This is a genomic window from Streptomyces sp. NPDC088194, from assembly GCF_040702025.1.
Taxonomy (GTDB): domain Bacteria; phylum Actinomycetota; class Actinomycetes; order Streptomycetales; family Streptomycetaceae; genus Actinacidiphila.
This window is the reverse complement of the sequence record NZ_JBFBIV010000208.1, coordinates 1-2,182: the sequence shown is the minus strand read 5'-3', so window position 1 is coordinate 2,182 and position 2,182 is coordinate 1. Positions and strand designations below refer to the sequence as shown.

General features: G+C 75.1%; 1 protein-coding gene. It reads right to left on the bottom strand.

Going from position 1 to position 2,182, the window contains the following annotated elements; genetic code table 11:
* Positions 1 to 2,182, bottom strand: a 2,182-nt coding sequence (locus AB0399_RS40405; RefSeq protein WP_366414686.1) for an amino acid adenylation domain-containing protein, incomplete at both ends; no start/stop codon positions are given.

Here is a 2,182-nt window from a genome sequence, read left to right as displayed (position 1 = left end):
ACAAAGCCGCCAACGCCGCCTGCAGCACCATGAACAGACTCGACCCGGTACGCCGCGCCAACTCCACCAGCGCCACGTGCAGTTCCCGGTCGAGCTCCAGGGCGACATGGTCCCCGTGCCGGCCGGCGACAGCCGGGCGGGGCCGGTCGGCGGGCAGTTGGAGCAGTTCCGGCAGGTCGGCCAGCTGCCGCTTCCAGTAGTCGAGTTGCTCGGCGAACCGGCTCCGCGGGTCGGCCGCGTCACCGAGCAGCTCGCGCTGCCACAGCGTGTAGTCGGCGTACTGCACCGGCAGGGCCGGCCTGTTCGCCGTCCGGCCCTCGCAGCGGGCCGCGTACGCCTCGGCCAGGTCGCGGGCCAGCGGGCCGGTGGACCAGCCGTCAGCGGCGATGTGGTGCATGACCAGCAGCAGCACGTGCTCGTCCGGCGCGACCGCGAACAGCTCCGCCCGCAGCGGCGGTTCCGTCGCCAGGTCGAACGGCTGCCGGGCGCTCCCGGCCAGCCGCTGCGGCAGTCCGTCCCGCGTCACCTCGGTCGGCCGGGCCCGGAGGCGGACCGCGGCCGGGTCCAGCACGCGCTGGCAGGGAACGCCGGCGATCTCCGGGAACACCGTCCGCAGGCTCTCGTGCCGGGCCACCACGTCGGCCAGTGCCTGGTCCAGCGCGGTCCGGTCGAGGTCGCCGGACAGCCGCAGCGCCAGCGGGATGTGGTAGGTCGCGGCGGCGGCGTCCATGCTGTGCAGGAACCAGAGCCGGCGCTGGGCGAAGGACAGCGGAACCGCCTGGGGCCGCTCGTACGCGGTCAGCGCCGGACGGGCGCGGCCGGCTTCGGCCAGCGCCTCGGCGAGGCCGGCCACGGTGGGTGCTTGGAAGAGTGCGCGCAGGCCGAGTTCCACGCCGAGCACCGAGCGCACCCTGGCGGCCAGCCGGGTGGCGAGCAGCGAGTGGCCGCCCAGGCCGAAGAAGTCGTCGTCGACCGAGACCCGCGGCACGTCGAGCACTTCGGCGAACAGCTCGGCGAGGATCTGCTCCTGCGGCGTGCGCGGCGCCCGACCGCTGCCCGCGGCAGCGGCTTCGGGAGCGGGCAGCGCCGCCCGGTCCAGCTTCCCGTTCGGCGTCAACGGCAGCGCGTCCAGCACCATGAAGACGGCCGGCACCAGGTAGTCCGGCAGTCGCTCGCGCAGGTGCGCCGCCAGTTGCGCGGGGCGGACGGCCTGGTCGGGGCGGGTCGCCACATAGCCGACGAGCCGGTCGTCCCTGGCCGCGACGGCGGCCTGGGCGACGGCGGGGTGCTCGGCCAGGGCCGCCTCGACCTCGCCGGGTTCGACGCGGAAGCCGCGGACCTTCACCTGCTGGTCGGCTCGGCCGACGTACTCCAGCTCGCCGTCGGCGCGCCTTCGCACCAGGTCGCCGGTGCGGTACATCCGCGTGCCGGCGAGGCCGTACGGGTCGGCGACGAACCTGCTCGCGGTCAGGTCCGGCCGGTTCAGGTAGCCGCGGGCCAGACCCGGCCCGGCGACGTACAACTCCCCTTCCACGCCCGGCGGTACGATGCGCAGCCGCTCGTCCAGGACGTACACCCGGAAACCCGCGACCGGTCGCCCGATCGGCGGCACAACGCCCGTCCCCGGCGAGAGCGGGTCGCTCATGGTCGCGCACACCGTGGTCTCGGTCGGGCCGTACGCGTTGATCATCCGGCGCCCGGGCGCCCACCGCTCCACCAGCTCCGGCGGGCACGCCTCACCCGCCACCACCAGGGTGGTCGCCGTGAGCTCGGCGCCGTCCAGCGCGGCCAGGGCCGAGGGCGGCAGCGTCACGTGGGTGACGGAGAACCGGCGGTCCGTCAGGGCCTCCAGCGGCGCCTCGGCGGGGGCCAGGACGAGGGCGGCGCCGGTGAGCAGCGCGCCGCAGAGGTCCCAGAAGGACGCGTCGAAGCTGGGCGAGGCGAACTGGAGCACCCGGCTGCCCGGCGCCACACCGAGCCGGTCCGCCTGCTCGGCGACCAGGCCCGCCACACCGGCGTGGCTCACGACGACGCCCTTGGGGCGGCCGGTCGAGCCCGAGGTGTAGATCACGTAAGCCGGGTGCCGCACATCGAGCACCACCCGCGGATCGCTCTCCGGCTGATCGGAGCACTCCACCACCATGGCAACGTCGTCGACCACCACCGCCGGACGCGCGTCCTC